Source organism: Iodobacter violaceini, assembly GCF_011601265.1.
GTDB classification, from domain to species: domain Bacteria; phylum Pseudomonadota; class Gammaproteobacteria; order Burkholderiales; family Chitinibacteraceae; genus Iodobacter; species Iodobacter violaceini.
The window spans coordinates 43,596-59,727 of sequence record NZ_JAAOLX010000005.1; the positions used below are offsets into that span (position 1 = coordinate 43,596).

At 48.7% G+C, this 16,132-nt stretch carries 13 protein-coding genes; 1 reads left to right on the top strand and 12 read right to left on the bottom strand.

What is annotated here, in order from left to right; genetic code table 11:
• Positions 1–611 precede the first annotated feature (611 nt).
• Entirely contained in the window at positions 612–1,499 is an 888-nt protein-coding gene (locus HA050_RS10565) for a DMT family transporter (RefSeq protein ID WP_166825619.1), read from the bottom strand.
• 178 nt (positions 1,500–1,677) lie between these two features.
• Here HA050_RS10565 and HA050_RS10570 point away from each other — a divergent pair, with 178 nt between their 5' ends.
• On the top strand, positions 1,678–2,100 hold the full coding sequence (locus HA050_RS10570) for a GFA family protein (RefSeq protein WP_166825622.1): 423 nt from the start codon (positions 1,678–1,680) through the stop codon (positions 2,098–2,100).
• Positions 2,101–2,138: 38 nt separating this feature from the next.
• On the opposite strand, the gene HA050_RS10575 is transcribed toward HA050_RS10570, so the two are convergent.
• The 11 genes from HA050_RS10575 to sdhA all read right to left on the bottom strand — a co-directional run bounded on the left by HA050_RS10575 (position 2,139) and on the right by sdhA (position 16,129).
• On the bottom strand, positions 2,139–2,879 hold the full coding sequence (locus HA050_RS10575; protein ID WP_166825624.1) for a substrate-binding periplasmic protein: 741 nt from the start codon (positions 2,877–2,879) through the stop codon (positions 2,139–2,141).
• A 66-nt stretch (positions 2,880–2,945) separates the two neighbouring features.
• The gene (locus HA050_RS10580) at positions 2,946–3,680 is read right to left on the bottom strand and encodes a substrate-binding periplasmic protein (RefSeq protein WP_166825627.1); all 735 of its coding nucleotides are present in this window, start codon (positions 3,678–3,680) and stop codon (positions 2,946–2,948) included.
• Between the two features lie 134 nt (positions 3,681–3,814).
• Complete coding sequence (sucD, locus tag HA050_RS10585) at positions 3,815–4,699, bottom strand: succinate--CoA ligase subunit alpha (protein ID WP_166825629.1); 885 nt, start codon at positions 4,697–4,699, stop codon at positions 3,815–3,817.
• 27 nt (positions 4,700–4,726) lie between these two features.
• Positions 4,727–5,896: an ADP-forming succinate--CoA ligase subunit beta gene (sucC, locus tag HA050_RS10590; protein WP_166825632.1), complete on the bottom strand. Its 1,170-nt coding sequence runs from the start codon at positions 5,894–5,896 to the stop codon at positions 4,727–4,729.
• A 208-nt stretch (positions 5,897–6,104) separates the two neighbouring features.
• Complete coding sequence (gene lpdA / locus HA050_RS10595; protein WP_166825634.1) at positions 6,105–7,541, bottom strand: dihydrolipoyl dehydrogenase; 1,437 nt, start codon at positions 7,539–7,541, stop codon at positions 6,105–6,107.
• 128 nt (positions 7,542–7,669) lie between these two features.
• Complete coding sequence (odhB, locus tag HA050_RS10600) at positions 7,670–8,887, bottom strand: 2-oxoglutarate dehydrogenase complex dihydrolipoyllysine-residue succinyltransferase (RefSeq protein WP_166825636.1); 1,218 nt, start codon at positions 8,885–8,887, stop codon at positions 7,670–7,672.
• Positions 8,888–8,944: 57 nt separating this feature from the next.
• Positions 8,945–11,758 (bottom strand): 2-oxoglutarate dehydrogenase E1 component, encoded by a 2,814-nt coding sequence (locus HA050_RS10605; RefSeq protein WP_166826400.1) that lies wholly within the window; start codon positions 11,756–11,758, stop codon positions 8,945–8,947.
• A gap of 264 nt (positions 11,759–12,022) precedes the next feature.
• Positions 12,023–13,309 carry a citrate synthase gene (gltA, locus tag HA050_RS10610; RefSeq protein ID WP_166825639.1) on the bottom strand — a complete coding sequence of 429 codons (1,287 nt, stop codon included), beginning with the start codon at positions 13,307–13,309 and terminating at the stop codon, positions 12,023–12,025.
• A gap of 1 nt (position 13,310) precedes the next feature.
• Positions 13,311–13,589 carry an FAD assembly factor SdhE gene (locus HA050_RS10615; protein ID WP_166825642.1) on the bottom strand — a complete coding sequence of 93 codons (279 nt, stop codon included), beginning with the start codon at positions 13,587–13,589 and terminating at the stop codon, positions 13,311–13,313.
• A gap of 55 nt (positions 13,590–13,644) precedes the next feature.
• Complete coding sequence (locus tag HA050_RS10620) at positions 13,645–14,340, bottom strand: succinate dehydrogenase iron-sulfur subunit (RefSeq protein WP_276527792.1); 696 nt, start codon at positions 14,338–14,340, stop codon at positions 13,645–13,647.
• 25 nt (positions 14,341–14,365) lie between these two features.
• Positions 14,366–16,129: a succinate dehydrogenase flavoprotein subunit gene (sdhA, locus tag HA050_RS10625; RefSeq protein WP_166825645.1), complete on the bottom strand. Its 1,764-nt coding sequence runs from the start codon at positions 16,127–16,129 to the stop codon at positions 14,366–14,368.
• Between the last annotated feature and the right edge of the window lie 3 nt (positions 16,130–16,132).

Sequence of the window (16,132 nt, forward strand, 5' to 3'; positions counted from 1 at the left end):
ATTAAAAATTACCCTGTACACGCTGCAAAAAACAAAAAACAAAAACCTGTGCTTGCTTGAAAAACTTAGGAACAATTAATCAGCAATACCAGTAAAATCATAAATAATCATTTGCTGATATTTAAAAACAAGCCGGACAATGAAAAACCAGAATAAAAAAATGAATTGACTTTAAACACGCACAAAATCAATGTGATATTAATCACACAAAATAATCAAAAAACACAATAAAAATTCATACGTCATTAAAATGAATTTAATTAACAAATACCAATTTAAATTTTTCACCACATAAACAACGCACACAAAAATAGCGATATAGCCTGAGCTATATCGCTAAAAAATCTATAAAACACTAACGAATGCCCCTTATTGGCGGCATGGCAATCAAAAAAATATTAATCGCCCCGGCAGCAAGATGCAAAAGACACACATTTAGTGCTTAAAAAATATTTTTTACAGTAAATGCAGCACTGGAGTACCTGGCAGCCCATGAGTACCCTGCTCCTGCTCACCCTGTAACAGATCACTAAAGCAGATTTCTGCGCCAGCAAGCCCACCTCAGGCTGCTGACGTTTGATTCAGGATAAGGCTGTGCCGGATTACAGATATCAGCAAAGTCTGGCCCCCTGCAGCTTTTGCGCCAACAAACCCAGCAAAATAAACCCCAGGCCCAGCAAAGTGGATACTTGAATTGTCTCGCCAATGAACAGCCAAATAAAAAACAAAGAAATAATAGGCGATAAAAAGATAAGGTTTGCAATCCTTGCGGTGCTTTGGCTCAGCTTCATAGCAAACAACCACAATACAAAGGTAAACCCCATCTCAAAAGCGCCCACATAAACAGCTCCGGCAATACCCTGCCAGCTGACACTGACCAGCTCACCATGAAAAAGGCACCATAAAAAAGAAAGGGGCAAAGAAACAGCAAAATTAAGGGTTAATCCCAGTACTGGCTCTCTTTTATCTTTTGTATTTAATATCCAATAAGCAGCCCACAGCAGGGTAGAAATTAGTGCCAGCCCCAGACCATTTAAATTTGAAAAATTTAAATGCAACAAGTCTCCCTTGGTTGCAATAAGTAAGACACCAAAATAGCAAAGCAAAGCTGCCAGCATATCATTTCGTTTTAATGGCTGTTTTAAAAGAGGCACAGCCAGCAAAGTCATCGTTAATGCCCATGTGTAATTAATAGCCTGCGCTTCTTGTGCTGGCAATAAATCATAGGCTTTAAACAAAACCAGATAATATGCAAAAGGATTAATTGCGCCAAACAATAGTGAAACGCGCCAGTTTTTACGAAAAGCAGGCCACACTGCATGCAAGCGCCCCTGATAAATTAAAATAGACATTAATGCCAGCAATGATGCTGCACTGGCATACAGGAGCAATTGCGCCGGGCTTAAATGAGCGAGGCTTAATTTAAATGCAGTGGCCACAGTAGACCACGCCAATACGGCAGATAAACCACAGGCATAAGCACGTTGCTGTTGCGTCAAAACAAATCCTCCTTATCAATTGCACCAAGACTAACAACGATTGATCACTGCTGGCTATTGCGAATTACACGGTCATACCCTTTAGAAAAACAGATCTCATTTATATCATGCCAAATTCATACATGACATTAACGTAATCAGATAAGATCAGCGTTATTCCCCCACTTAAGAGATGATCATGACTCAGGAATATAAAGGTGCATGTTTATGCGGTGCAGTGCAATTAAGTGCAAAGGCAAGGAACCCCAAAATTGGGGCTTGTCATTGCAATATGTGCAGAAAATGGACCGGGGGCCCTTTTCTGGCCACAGACTGTGGCACAGATGTCACGTTTTCGGCAGGGGATATGATCAGCCGCTATGCCTCTTCTGAATGGGCGGAGCGGGGTTTTTGCAAACAATGTGGCAGCCATTTATTTTATTATTTAAAAGAAGCACAGCAATATATTGTGTCTGCTGGTTTATTTGAGCAACAGGACGAGTTTATTTTTGATCACCAGATTTTTATTGATAAAAAACCTGCTTTTTATGATTTTGCTAATGCAACCCATAATATGACTGAAGCCGAAGTCTTTGCTCAGTACGCACCAGGCGAAGAATAAGCGGAGCACGGGGCTGAATACACTTTAAAAACAACGGTCTAATTTTTAGTCTTAGGCAAGATACCCGTGTTTTTAGCCTCTTTAATTGTTTTATTAAACGCATTTAAAAAAGGCTTCATATTCATTGACTTATGAAAGCCCAGATAAACGGGATCATAAATCAGGGGGTGCTCTAATATAACAAACTGATCCTGATTAGCCTGCAGCTCAGGATCTGAACTCAGCGCTTGCAGCAGCCCCTGCTGCCCTCCGCCAAAGACCACGCAATCCACGCGCTCATGTAGTAATTTTTTAAACCTTGCAGCAGACAGGTAATTAAAATCAGCAGTAAAAAGGTGCGCCTCAAGTGCTGCGTTAAACTCTGCACCATAGCTGGCACCATTGGTCATCCCAACCAGCTTGCCTTTTAAATCATTAACTGATCGAAAAGGAAATTCTTTTCCTTTCTTAACGACTACAGTCACAAGCACATCATAAACAGGCTCTGAATAATCAAACAAAGATAAGCGCTCTTTGGTTTTTGAAAGCCCGATAATCCCACCCTGCCCCTTTAATGCCAGCTCATAAGCACGCCGCCATGAGCTCATTTCAAGTTTAATTTTGTCGCCCGTACGCAATTCATGCCGTTTAATGATTTCAGATGCCACACCAGAAGCCATGCCATGCTGATCTTTGTAGCTAACTGGCCGGTATTCTTCATTGGCAAAAATAGTAAGCTCCACCGCTGCACATACTGATGCAATCAGAGCCATGCATAAAAATGGAATTGAATATTTCATGCCCATACCTCATGCAAAGACCATCCCGATCCGGGATACTGCTTCAAATTGATAGCAAGCCAGTGATTAAGGAATCATTCCTTTTTGCTTTGCATCCTTAATCGCACGATTAAACTCAGTTAAAAATGCCTGCATCTTCATTGATTTATGAAATGCCAAATGAATAGGATCACGAACCAGCGGTTTACTCAGATAAACAAACTGATCACGCTTAGTCAATAAATCAGGATCTTTTTTCAGCATGGAATCCAGGCTATTTTCTGCATTATTAACGACTGCACAATCAACCCGGTCATAAAGCAGTTTTTTTAAGCGCACATCAGATGTGTAATTCACATCAACCTGAAACAATTTCGCAGCCAGCGCATGATCAAATTCTTCACCGTAACTGGCCGTGTTTGTTACGCTGATTATTTTTCCTTTCAGATCGGCCACCGAGTTAAAAGGAAACTCTTTTCCCTTTTTTACCACCAGCCCCACGATAGATTCATAAAAGGGCTCGGAATAATCAAATATCTCCAGCCTTGCTTTGGTTTTAGACAGGCCAATAATGCCTCCCTTGCCTTTTTCTGCCAGCAAATAGGACCGTTTCCAGGAGGCCATATCTAAGATAACTTTATTACCACTTAATTGCTCGTAATGCTTAATCACGGTATAGCCGATTCCATCTTCCTGCCCCTGATCATTGCGAAAAGTGACAGGCCGGTAATCATCGCTGGCAAAAATAGTCACTTCTTCCGCCCAAAGCGCAGAGCAGCCAAAAATCCATACACATAGACAAACCCCAAGCCAGCATCGCATGCTCTGTGCTCCTTAGCAAAACCGAACTAATACCAGACTAGATCATTAAAAACCGGCTCGCCGTGTCTTACGCCCAATAAAAAAACCCCGGAATTTCTTCCGGGGTTTTTCAGGCATTTAATTCAAAAAGAGAATTAAATCATGCCTTTAGATTTCAGCAGCTCAAGCATGGTCGAGCCAAGCTCAGCCGGGCTGCGTGTGTAGGCAATGCCCGCACGCTCAAACGCTGCGAATTTTTCTTCTGCAGTGCCTTTACCGCCAGAGATAATCGCACCAGCATGACCCATGCGTTTGCCCTTAGGCGCAGTGACACCCGCGATATAACCAACCACAGGCTTAGTCACGTAAGACTGAGCAAATTCAGCCGCTTCTTCTTCAGCCGAGCCGCCGATCTCACCAATCATGATGATGGCATCGGTATCAGGATCGTCCTGGAATAAGCGCAGTGCGTCGATATGGCTGGTACCCGGAATTGGATCGCCACCGATACCGATACATGTAGACTGGCCCAGACCCAGTGCAGTGGTTTGTGCAACTGCTTCGTAAGTCAAAGTACCGGAACGGCTTACAATACCAATACGGCCTGGCTGATGGATATGCCAAGGCATAATACCGATCTTGCATTCACCCGGAGTGATAATACCTGGGCAGTTAGGGCCGATCAGGCGGATGCCGGCTTCATCCACCGCTTTTTTCACATACAGCATATCCAGTGTTGGCACGCCTTCGGTGATACATACGATCAGCTTAACGCCTGCATCAATGGCTTCAAGAATCGAATCTTTAGCGAACGGAGCCGGCACATAGATCACCGATGCGTCTGCTTGTGTTTCGCGCATCGCATCTTTCATAGTGTTGAACACGGGCAGATCAAGGTGGGTGGAGCCGCCTTTACCTGGTGTTACACCACCAACTACCTTAGTGCCACACTTCAGTGCTTGTTCTGCGTGGAATGTACCGTTTTTACCGGTGAAACCTTGCACCAATACTTTGGTGTCTTTATTTACTAAAACGCTCATTATTTTTTCCTTTCAGCGGATGTCGGATTAAAGCGCAGCAACAGCAGCGACAATTTTCTCGGCTGCGTCGTTCAGGCCTTGAGCCGAAGTCAGCTTCAGACCGGATTCGTTCAGAAGCTTAGCGCCCAATTCTGCGTTATTGCCTTCCAGACGTACCACAACCGGCACAGTTACATTCACTTCTTTCACTGCAGCAATAATCGCTTCAGCAATCATGTCGCAACGAACAATACCGCCGAAGATGTTGATCAGTACGCCCTTCACCGAATCATCAGCCAGGATCAGCTTGAAGGCTTCGATCACGCGATCTTTAGTTGCACCACCGCCTACATCCAGGAAGTTGGCTGGCTGGCCGCCCTTCAGTTTGATGATGTCCATTGTGGCCATTGCAAGGCCAGCGCCGTTTACCATACAACCGATATTGCCTTCCAGCGCTACGTAGTTCAGCTCAAACTCGGAAGCTTTTACTTCGCGCTCGTTTTCTTGCGATTTATCGCGCTGAGCTAACAGCTCTGGCAGGCGATACAGCGCATTTGAATCCAGACCAATCTTGGCATCCACGCAGCACAGCTCGCCGTTTTCACGCAGAGCCAGCGGGTTAATTTCAAACAATGCAAAGTCGTTAGCAATAAACGCTTCAGCCGCGCCCAGCATCATCTTGGTGAAGTGTGCAACTTGCTTGCCTTCCAGACCCAAAGCAAACGCACAATCACGCGCCTGGAATGGCTGCATGCCTACCAATGGATCAACTGTTACTTTGATGATTTTTTCTGGTGTTTCTTCAGCGACTTTCTCAATCTCAACACCGCCTTCGGTGGAAACCATAAATACCACGCGCTGGCTGGAGCGATCTACAACCGCGCCAAGGTACAGCTCGCGCTGAACCGGGTACATATCTTCACAAACCAATACTGAATGCACAGGCTGACCCGCTGCATCTGTCTGGTATGTTACTAAGTTAGTGCCAATCAGGCCTTTAGCAATTTCTGCGGCTTCTTCACGGGATTTAACCACTTTAACGCCACCCGCTTTACCACGGCCACCGGCGTGAACTTGCGCTTTAACTACCGCAAATTTGCCACCTAAAGTGTCGTATGCAGCAGCAGCTTCTTCAGGCGTATGCGCCAGAATACCGCGTTGTACTGGAAGACCGTATTTAGCCAATAATGCCTTGGCTTGATATTCATGAAGATTCATCTGAGACCCTTTTAAGGAAAGAGGATATGCAAATCGGCCGCATACCGTGAAACATATTGAGTGATGAAAACAATCTAAACTTTTAAAACTTCTGCAGACACAACCAGGAGCACACTGAGAAAGCGGTAAACAATACTCACATCATCCTGTTTTCTCTGTGTATCCCGTGCTCTCTTTTGCTCTGTGTCTGCCGTTTTTTATGCCTTTCTTAGCTGTGCAAACCACGCTTATCGCATGCTAAAGCCGCTTCGTGCAGTGCTTCAGACAAAGACGGATGAGCATGAACAATACGGGCAATATCTTCTGACGATGCGTTAAATTCCATCGCGACAACAGCTTCAGCAATCAGCTCTGAAGCAAACGGGCCGACGATATGAACACCTAAAATGCGATCGGTAGTCTTATCCGCCAGCATTTTAACAAAACCTTTACCCTCGCCCAGCGCTAAAGCACGGCCATTTGCGGAGAACAAGAATTGGCCTTTCTTGTATTCAACGCCAGCGGCTTTAAGCTGCTCTTCGGTTTTACCCACCCACGCAATTTCCGGGCTGGTATAAATGACCCAAGGGATATTGTTAAAGTCGATATGCGGATGCTGGCCAGCGATACGCTCAGCCACGGCCACGCCTTCATCAGACGCTTTGTGCGCCAGCATCGGCCCGCGAACCACATCACCAATCGCCCAAACATTTGGCAAATTGCTCTGGCAATCGTCGTTCACATCAATCTGACCGCGATCTGTCAGCTTCAGGCCAACGGCATCTGCATTCAGGCCTGATGTATTTGGCACACGTCCAATCGCCACCACCAGCTTATCAAATACGCTGACTTGCTCTGCGCCTGCTGTATCGGTCCAGTGCACGGTGACGTCTTTTTTACCGGCCTTAATCTCGCCGATTTTAACGCCGGTATTGATCACGAGGCCGGTTTCTTTAGTCAGGAATTTCTTGGCTTCGCGGGCCACTTGCTCATCCGCAGCACCAAGGAAAGTAGGCATCGCTTCCAGCACCGTCACGTCACTTCCCAGACGCTTCCAGACCGAGCCCATTTCCAAGCCGATCACGCCAGCGCCAATCACACCAAGGCGTTTTGGAACACTTGGAATCGCCAGCGCGCCTTCGTTATCCAGCACCAGATGATTATCAATGGTCACGCCTGGCAATTGGCGAACGCTGGAGCCCGTCGCAATAATCACATGCTTGGCGGTGATTTCTTCAACCGTACCGTCAGCCAGCTTGGCTTCCAGCAAATAAGCATCGCCTGCTTTCGCTTTAAACGCGCCAACACCATGGAAAGATGTGACTTTGTTCTTTTTAAAGAGATAAGCAATGCCGCCGGTGTTTTTTGTGATGATGTCTTGCTTGCGCTCAAGCATCTTGGCCACGTCAATTTTCAGCGTGCCGGTAGAGATACCGTGATCGCCAAAATGATGCGCAGCATTAAAGTAGTTTTCTGACGATTGCAGCAGTGCTTTGGAAGGGATACACCCCACATTCAGACACGTACCTCCCAGGCTCGCCTTGCCGTCTTTGTCTGAGGTTGCATCGATACATGCAGTATTAAAGCCCAGTTGCGAGGCGCGAATCGCAGCCACATAGCCACCGGGGCCACCGCCGATTACAACAACGTCAAATTCTTTGCTCATGGTTTGGAAACCTTTGAGAAAGAGCAAGGGCGTGATCAACGCCCCGGCTCTGTGATTCAATATTTAACGATATGCCATGGCGGGTTAAGCGATAAAGCCACTAACCCGCCCCGCACAATTCACATTAATTAGATATCAAGCAGCAAACGTGCCGGGTCTTCGATCACTTCTTTGATGGCAACCAGCGACAATACGGCTTCGCGGCCATCAATGATGCGGTGATCGTAAGACTGAGCCAGATACATCATCGGGCGAATCACCATTTCACCGTTTTCTACCACCACACGCTCTTTCGTTGCGTGCATACCCAGAATCGCAGATTGTGGCGGGTTGATAATCGGAGTAGACATCATCGAGCCAAAAGTACCACCATTAGAGATGGTGTAAGTACCGCCTGTCAGCTCTTCAATACCCAGCTTGCCGGCTTGTGCACGTTTACCAAAATCAGCGATGGTTTTTTCGATTTCAGCCAGGCTCAGCTGGTCTGCATTACGAATCACCGGCACCACGAGGCCACGCGGGCTGCCTACGGCCACGCCGATATCAAAGTAGCCGTGGTAAACGATATCGTTACCATCAACAGATGCATTCAGGATCGGGTATTTCTTCAGTGCGTGAACCGCAGCTTTAACAAAGAAGCCCATAAAGCCCAGCTTCACGCCGTGGTCTTTTTCGAATTTATCTTTGTATTTATTACGCAGATCCATTACCGGCTTCATATTGATTTCATTGAAGGTAGTCAGGATCGCATTAGTTTGTTGCGATTCAAGCAGACGCTCGGCCACGCGCGCACGCAAGCGGCTCATCGGCACGCGTTGCTCGGCGCGGTCGCCTTGCGGTACAGGCGCAGATACCGGAGCTGCAGCAGGTTTTGCCAGATGATTCTGTACATCTTCTTTCAGCACACGGCCACCACGGCCAGTGCCGCCTACATCTGCGGCATTGATGCCCGCATCTGCAGCCAGTTTTTTAGCGGCTGGCATCACTGCTGTGCCAAAACCAATTGCGCCAGCTGAAACACCGGCTTCTTTAGCCGCAGCTGCAACGCGAACGTCTTGCTCGGTCTTTACAGTTTCAGGCACAACATTGGCCGGTGCAGCAACGGTGGCTTCGGTATCAATCGTTGCAATCAGCTGCAGGCTACCAACGGTAGCGCCTTCCTGCTGAACAACAGAAGCCAGAACACCGGCTTGCGGAGCGGTGATTTCTAATACAACTTTATCGGTTTCGATATCAATCAGCTGCTCATCACGGGCAACCGCTTCGCCTACTTTTTTCTTCCACTGTAAAAGCGAAGCTTCAGAAACGGATTCAGGCAATTGTGGTACTAAAATTTCGATAATCATTTTTCACTCCAAGCGAATCTGGCGGGTCAAAGCGGCGCACCGGGCGCCGCCTCTGGTTTACAGTGTCATTGCTTCTTCAACGAAGGATTTAAGCTGTGCAGTGTGCTTGCTCATATAACCCACAGCAGGAGACGCCGACGAGGTACGGCCTGCGTACAGCAGGGTTTGCTTAGGATGCATGCACGCTTCAAGGCGATGGCGGATCTGATGCCATGCGCCCTGGTTGCGTGGTTCTTCCTGTACCCACATCACTTCACGCGCGTTCGGGTATTTTTCGATCTCAGCTTTTAGCTCTTCCGTCGGGAATGGATAAAGCTGCTCGATACGCACAATTGCGATGTCTTTGATATCGCGCTCTGAGCGGCCTGCCAGCAGGTCGTAATACACCTGACCGGCACACATCACAACACGCTTCACTTTCTTCGCGTCCAGATTGCCCTGATCGCCAATCACCGGGCGGAATTCACCCTTAGTGAAGTCTTCAACCGGGCTGGATGCCATTTTCGCTTTCAGGAGCTTTTTGCTCATGATGATAATCAGCGGCTTACGGCTTGGGCGCAGCATCTGACGGCGCAGCGCATGGAACATTTGCGCGGCTTCAGACATCATCAGCACCTGCACATTGTGCTCTGCACAAAGTTGCAGATAGCGCTCAACGCGGGCAGATGAGTGCTCCGGGCCCTGGCCATCGTAGCCGTGCGGCAACATCATGGTCAGGCCACACAGACGGCCCCATTTTGTTTCGCCCGAGGTAATAAACTGATCAATCACCACTTGCGCGCCGTTGGCAAAATCACCGAACTGCGCTTCCCAGATAGTCAGCTCATCAGGCGCCGAACATGCGTAGCCGTATTCAAAAGCCAGCACCGCTTCTTCATTCAGAATCGAATCAATGACGGTAAAGTTGGCTTGTTTCTCAGCCAGGTGCTGCAGCGGAATATGAACACCCTGATCCCACTTCTCACGGTTCTGATCGTGCAATACCGCGTGGCGGTGATTAAACGTACCACGACCACAATCCTCACCAGAGATACGCACCGCGTAGCCTTCGGTTAAGAGTGTGGCGTAGGCCAGGTGCTCAGCCATACCGAAGTCAACCGGCTGCTCGCCGTTAACCATGGCGATACGTTCCTTAATGATTTTGTCTACGTTCGAACGCAGTTTGAAATCATCAGGCACTTTAGTGAATTTCTCGGTTAAGCGGATTAAATCTGCCTGCGGAACCGCAGTGGCTACCGGATGACGCCAGTGCACGCCCATATAACGCGAGAAATCAATCGCGTGCGAGCGTTTGTAATCAGTCAGCGTGGTTTGCTCTACGTGCTCACCGCGATCCAGCGCTGCACGATATTCCTGGATCAGGCTATCCGCTTCATCGCTGGTCACTACGCCTTCAGCAATCAGGCGATCGGCGTATTTTTTACGCGCGCCAGGGTGCTGGCCAATTTTTTTGTACATCATAGGCTGAGTCACAAACGGATCATCCGCTTCATTGTGACCAAACTTACGGAAGCACACCAAATCCACCACCACATCGCGGTGGAATTTCATACGGAATTCCAGTGCAGCCTGCATCACCAGAATCACGCTTTCAGGATCATCGCCATTCACGTGGAAAATCGGCGCTTCAACCATCTTGGCGATATCAGTACAGTAAATTGTCGAGCGGGTATCGCGGGTGTCAGACGTAGTAAAACCAACTTGGTTATTCACCACCAGATGCACCGTACCGCCTGTACCGTAGCCACGGGTATTGGCCAGGTTAAACGTACCCTGGTTTGTACCAAGGCCAATAAAGGCCGAGTCACCGTGGATCAGCACCGGCAAGACTTGCTCACCCAGCTTATCGCCACGACGTTGCTGACGCGCACGCACCGAGCCTTCAACCACAGGGTTGACGATTTCAAGGTGGGACGGGTTAAACGCAAGGCTTAAGTGAATCGGGCCGCCCGGTGTCGGGATATCGGCCGAGAAACCCATATGGTATTTCACGTCACCAGAAGACAAGTCGCTGACCGAGCGGCCTTCAAATTCACTGAATAAATCACGCGGCTGCTTACCCAGCGTGTTCACCAGTACATTCAGACGGCCACGGTGCGCCATACCAATAATCAATTCCTGCACACCCACGGCGCCTGCGCCCTGAACTAAATAATCCAGAGCCGGGATCATGGAATCGCCGCCTTCCAGCGAGAAGCGCTTCTGGCCGACGTATTTTTTATGAAGGTATTGTTCGAGTGTTTCTGCGGCTGTTACTTTTTGCAGAGTGCGTTTTTTTTGCTCTGCACCATAGGATGGCGTTGAGCGGCGGGATTCAAACCATTGCTGCACCCACTTGCGTTGTTCTGCATTGGTGATGTGCATATATTCCAGACCAATATTGCCGCTGTAAGTTTGCTTTAAAAACGCAATAACTTCAGCAAGAGTGGCACGCTCCATCCCCGCAATATTAGTACCAAAGGTGGTTGCCATATCGGCATCGGTAAAACCATGGTGCTTTGCATCAAGCTCAGGCAAACGCGCCTGGTCCATACGCTGCAAAGGATCAAGACTTGCCTGACGCGAACCCATAATGCGGTAAGCAGAGATTAAACGAAGCAGATTGACCTGCTTACGCGTAGCCTCTTCGTCAACTGCGCCACCTTGCTGTACATAGCGGGGTTTGCGAGTCAGCTGGCGGAAGGATTCTTCAATCGGCGCTCGTGGAATATCACGATCAACCACACCCGGGCTTTGCTGCATCTTATCGAAGTAGGAGCGCCATTCCTGATCAACCAGTTGCGGGTCACTCAGGTACTGCTCGTAAAGCTCCTCAACGAAAGGAGCATTCCCGCCAAAAAGGTGGGAATTAGACCTCAACTCTCTCATCATCGCCGTAATCAAATCCAGTAATTTAGCAGGCTTAACACCATGCAAGACCGCCGCCCCTTAGCGAAGCGGCTCAAAACCAATCCATCTTCAGGGTGGGCAAGAGGCTTTTTTCTGCCCACCTTTCAAACAATTCACAAACTAAGCGGAAACCCCTGGGGTAAGGCACCGGAGGCCTTTAACCTCCATCTCAAAAACCAGGATTTACTTTTGTAAATGATGATTTTGAAAGATTTTTAACATCACCATTGGGTTCGCCGCTGTTTGTTAACCGCGCTGATCTGCGGGTACGTAATCGCGCTTGGTCGCGCCAGTGTATTGCTGACGAGGGCGGCCAATCTTCATGCCAGGATCGGCAATCATTTCATTCCAGTGGCTGATCCAGCCCACAGTACGCGCCAGGGCAAAAATCACGGTAAACATTGGTACAGGGATACCCAGTGCAGACTGAACAATACCTGAGTAGAAATCGACATTTGGATACAGCTTCCGCTCAATAAAGTAGCTGTCTTCCAGCGCGATTCTTTCCAGCTCCATGGCCAGCTTAAATTTAGGATCATCCTGCAGACCCATTTCATTCAGTACTTCATGGCAAATACGGCGCATCACGCTGGCACGCGGGTCCATGTTTTTGTAAACACGGTGGCCAAAGCCCATCAGTTTATGGGTTTTAGCCTTTACACCTTCCATAAAGGCCGGTACGTTTTCTACTGAACCAATTTCGTCCAGCATCAACAGAACCGCTTCGTTCGCACCACCGTGCGACGGGCCCCACAGGCAGGCAATACCGGCAGCGATACATGCAAACGGATTAGCACCAGACGAGCCAGCCAGACGAACTGTTGATGTTGAAGCATTTTGTTCGTGATCGGCGTGCAGGGTAAAGATCACATCCAGCGCACGCACCAATACCGGGTTAGGCACATATTCTTCGCAAGGCGTAGAAAACATCATGTGCATAAAGTTGGCGGTATAACCAAGGTTATTGCGCGGATAAACAAATGGCAGACCCTGGTTATAGCGGTAGCACATTGCAGCGATGGTCGGGATCTTAGAGATCAGACGGAACATCGCCACTTTACGGTGCTCTTCGTTATTGATATCCAGGCTGTCCTGATAGAACGCGGATAATGCACCCACCACACCCACCATCATCGCCATTGGATGCGCATCGCGGCGGAAGCCGTTAAAGAAACGGGTCAGTTGCTCATGCACCATGGTGTGGCTCATGACCGTTTTATTAAATTCAGCGCTTTGCTCTGGTGTTGGCAACTCGCCGTTAATCAGCAGGTAACACACTTCCAGATAATCGCTTTGCTCAGCAAGCTGCTCAATCGGGTATCCACGGTAGTACAGCTGGCCCAGATCACCATCGATATAAGTGATCTTGGATTCACAGCTGGATGTCGCCAAAAAGCCAGGATCGAAAGTAAACATACCGGTCTTGGAGAATGAGCGGATATCCACCACATCCGGCCCAAGCGTGCTCGGTAAAACTGGCAACTCAAGCGAATCTTTGCCGTCGTTGTAAGTCAGTGTGACTTTCTTTTCCATATCAAATAGCTCCTGGGGTTTCGGTTTGTACCGCTTGTCGTTGTGCGCTTCGTACTTGTTCCAGCATCGGTCTGAGCCGCTCGTCCGGACATTCTGCTTTGCAATTCAGGTAATCAAGCAGATCGTTATCAGCGAGTAAAAGAAGATCCTGAAAAAGAATCAAATCTGTCCCGGATAAAGTGGGAAGCACTTCTTTTACAAAACGCTCCAGCTGAAGATCTACTTCTAAAAGACCTCGGCGTGAGCGCCAGATTATCCGTTTTAATTCAATTGCATCCATCAAACTCTTCCTTACCTCTGACACTTCAAAAGGGGCAAAGCTGCCCCTCTGTTGATTAGCTCATGCGCTTAATCATTAAATCTTTAATCTTGCCAATGGCTTTGGTTGGGTTGAGTTCCTTAGGGCAAACATCAACGCAATTCATAATGCTGTGGCAACGGAACAAACGATATGGATCTTCCAGATTATCCAGACGTTCGTTGGTTTTTTCATCGCGGGTATCCGCAATGAATCGGTAAGCTGCCAGCAAACCAGCCGGACCTACAAATTTATCCGGATTCCACCAGAATGACGGGCAGGATGTTGAGCAGCAAGCACATAAAATGCACTCGTACAAACCATCCAGCTCTTTACGGTCTTCCGGCGATTGCAGGCGTTCGCGATCAGGCGGCGGATTATCGTTTTGCACATAGGGCTTAATCGAGTGATATTGCTTAAAGAACTGAGTCATATCAACGATTAAGTCACGAATCACCGGCAAACCTGGCAGCGGGCGAATCTCTACCGGCTGCTTCAGGCTGGCGATGTCTGTAATACAGGCCAGACCATTTTTACCATTAATATTCATCGCATCTGAACCGCAAATTCCTTCGCGGCAAGAGCGGCGAAAGCTCAGGCTGTCGTCTTGTGCCTTCAGGCGAACCAGACCATCTAATAATTTCTTATCGGAAGGTTCCAGTTCAACATGGTAATCCTGCATGTACGGCTTAGCGTCCACATCAGGGTTGTAGCGATAGAGCTTGAAATGCATCTTCATCGGTTTTCTCCTGATGCTTTTAGTAAACGCGTTTTTGCGGTTCGATATAATCGACCGTCAGCGGTTTGGTGTGAACGGGCTTGTAAGACAGCGTACGGCTTGTGCCATCAAACATGGTGTGCTTCATCCATTCATCATGACGATCCGGAAAATCATCATGCGCATGTGCACCACGGCTTTCCTTGCGCGCTTCAGCACAAATCAGCGTTGCAACCGCCACTTCGATCAGGTTATCCAGCTCCAGCGCTTCAACACGTGCGGTGTTAAATACTTTGGATTTGTCTGCAATCTGAGTGCGTTTCACGCGCTCTGCCACGGCTTTGATTTCTTCCACGCCCTTGGCAAGATTCTCTGAATTACGGAATACACCGGCACGCAATTGCACCACTTTTTGCATGGCATTACGTACATCGGCCACTTCTTCGCCACCGGTTTGGTTTTCCAAACGGGCCAGACGGGCTAAGGAGAACTCAGCCGCATTAGCAGGCAATGGACGCAGCTCAGGACGCTCGTTTTTGATGAAGTCAATAATCGAATTACCCGCAGCCTTACCAAACACCACCAGATCCAGCAGGGAGTTTGTACCCAAGCGGTTTGCACCGTGCACCGAAGCGCATGCACATTCACCAGCCGCGTAAAAGCCCTTGATACGCACTTCCGGATCATCGCCGACTGGCGCAACTACTTCGCCCTTATAGTTGGTCGGAATACCGCCCATTTGATAGTGGCAGGTTGGTACGACTGGAATCGGATCCTGAATCGGATCAACACCGGCAAACTTAATGGCAATTTCACGAATACCTGGCAGACGTTGCTTGATGATGTCCGGGCCCAAATGATCCAGCTTCAGCAATACATGGTCTTTTTCTTTGCCACAGCCGCGGCCTTCCAGAATTTCCAGCGCCATTGCGCGTGAAACCACGTCACGGGAAGCCAGGTCTTTGGCGTTCGGAGCATAACGCTCCATAAAGCGCTCGCCCTCGGAATTGAGCAAGATGCCGCCTTCACCGCGCACGCCTTCGGTAATCAATACACCCGCACCGGCCACGCCAGTTGGGTGGAATTGCCAGAATTCCATGTCTTCCAGCGGAATCCCTGCACGCACGGTCATGCCGAGGCCATCGCCGGTATTAATAAAGGCATTGGTAGAAGCAGAGAAAATACGGCCAGCACCGCCAGTCGCAAACAACACAGCCTTGGCGTGGATAATCGACACTTCGCCGGTTTCCATTTCTAAGGCAGTCACACCAACGACTTCGCCAGCTTCATCACGAATCAGATCCAGCGCCATCCATTCCACAAAAAATTGAGTATTGGCGCGCACATTACGCTGATACAGCGTGTGCAACATGGCATGACCGGTACGGTCAGCCGCGGCACAGGCGCGTTGTACCGGTGTTTTACCAAAGCCGGCCATATGGCCGCCGAATGGGCGCTGATAGATCTTGCCGTTTTCAAGGCGGTCAAAAGGCATGCCAAAGTGCTCAAGCTCCACCACCACTTCAGGAGCCTGACGGCACATAAATTCAATCGCATCCTGGTCGCCCAGCCAGTCCGACCCTTTAACGGTGTCGTACATATGCCATTCCCACTTGTCTTCCTGAACATTACCAAGAGAAGCGGAAATACCACCCTGCGCCGCAACGGTGTGCGAGCGGGTTGGAAATACTTTGGATAAAACAGCGGTTTTCAGGCCTGCTTCAGAGAGCTGCAATGCGGCACGAAGGCCTGCGCCACCTGCGCCAACGATGACAGCATCAAATTTACGAATAGGAACGGTCATCGC